This is a genomic window from Flavobacterium aureirubrum (genome assembly GCF_038739835.1).
In the GTDB taxonomy this organism is placed as follows: domain Bacteria; phylum Bacteroidota; class Bacteroidia; order Flavobacteriales; family Flavobacteriaceae; genus Flavobacterium; species Flavobacterium aureirubrum.
In genome coordinates this window covers 1-1,337 of the sequence record NZ_JBCGDO010000071.1, presented here as the reverse complement: position 1 = coordinate 1,337, position 1,337 = coordinate 1, and the positions used below count along the sequence as shown (strand labels likewise).

The 1,337-nt window shown below is 32.5% G+C and carries 3 protein-coding genes; 1 reads left to right on the top strand and 2 read right to left on the bottom strand.

Translation table 11 applies throughout. The annotated features are described in order from the left end of the window. Window positions 1-144 precede the first annotated feature (144 nt). Together WFZ85_RS15970 and WFZ85_RS15965 are read right to left on the bottom strand one after the other, a co-directional pair. Window positions 145-564, bottom strand: a complete 420-nt coding sequence (locus tag WFZ85_RS15970; protein WP_342697249.1) for a DUF6196 family protein — start codon at window positions 562-564, stop codon at window positions 145-147. A gap of 31 nt (window positions 565-595) precedes the next feature. After that, complete coding sequence (locus WFZ85_RS15965; protein ID WP_342697248.1) at window positions 596-943, bottom strand: DUF3088 family protein; 348 nt, start codon at window positions 941-943, stop codon at window positions 596-598. 143 nt (window positions 944-1,086) lie between these two features. Between WFZ85_RS15965 and WFZ85_RS15960 the strand changes: the two genes are divergently transcribed. Next, a complete protein-coding gene (locus tag WFZ85_RS15960) occupies window positions 1,087-1,215 on the top strand; it encodes a hypothetical protein (RefSeq protein WP_342697247.1) in 129 nt (42 codons plus the stop codon). Window positions 1,216-1,337 lie beyond the last annotated feature (122 nt).

Below are 1,337 nucleotides of genomic sequence, written 5' to 3'. Positions count from 1 at the left end.
GCACTCCAAGTTTTACAACTTTGAATTATAACTAAAAAACTAACCTCCTTAAAATAGCTTCTAAAGAGGTTACTTTTTATAAATATTTTAAAATTTTAGTTTTTTATTGAGGTTGTGCAACAGTTACTGCTGTTAGCGGTAGTTTTATTCCCTCAGTCCTTCAACCAATTCAATAACCTTTTCTGCGATAGAAACGGGACAACCCCAATAGTCAAATATTCCCCCTTGCTTTGAGTTTTGTCCACAAACCACAAATACGCCTGTCCCCAGTTGTTGTTTTATTTTAGTTGCCAACCAACCTACAAAACCACTATTGTCAAGACCTTCTTGAAAATGAAAACTAAATATTTTAAATTTTTCACAAACATCTTTTGTTTCAGGTATCAATAAACTCCAAACCTCGTTATCTCTTACAATAGCTAATGCTTCATTGTCAAAAACAAATTCTGCCAGTGGAATTTCTTTGAAATAATATAACCCTTCGAAAATTCTAAAGTTAGCTGTTTTAATTACTTTTTCAAGTCTCGTTTCGGTTTGCTCAAAAGTTTCGTTGCTTATGTACATATTTACTTTTATTAAGGAATTGATGTAAAATCTATGGATGCCAAGTTCCACAATTATATGTTTTACCGAAGTAACTAGCTATTTCAAACTTATCATTTGTAAAAAGTAAATTGTTAAACTCATTAAACTTTTCTGTATTTGGTGTATTGCTAGGTAAAATTAAAACTGGACAAAGCTGATTTTTTTCACCCAACAATTCAATGACTGTTGTTCTTGGTCTTTCAAAAGATACGTATTCAACATCAATTTGGTCTTTTAATTGCGGATAATACATCAAAACACCTTCTACCATTGCACTGTGAGGACAATAGAAAAGCTGACTTTTTGAAACTTTTTGGTCTCTAAAGTTTGGTCGTAATAAAAAGAGTTTTGGCTTCATTTTCACTTTTTTAGGTTTCTCAATTATTCAATATCGTTCTTTAAAAATTACAGCTAACGTCAGACTGTGAAAAAACATCACAATCCTTGCACCAAATATAGTAAAATAGTTGTAAGAAAGTTATAGTTTTTTTACCTTTAACGATGCAACATCCCGACGCTTCGGGACAAGGAATAGCTCGCAACCAGCTACAAGTAAGCAGTCTAGAAAACACTATTAGTCAGGACAATCCTGTTCTCCCGAAGCGTCGGGATTATAGATGCTTTTGTTAACCTTATCGATTTAGAGAAAATAGGATTTACGCCAAGAGTATTAAAAACCATCCATTTTAACCCAAGTTGTTTCCCTAAAACAAGGAAAGAACTTGGCTTTTATAAAATCAGTCTTTTTAGAC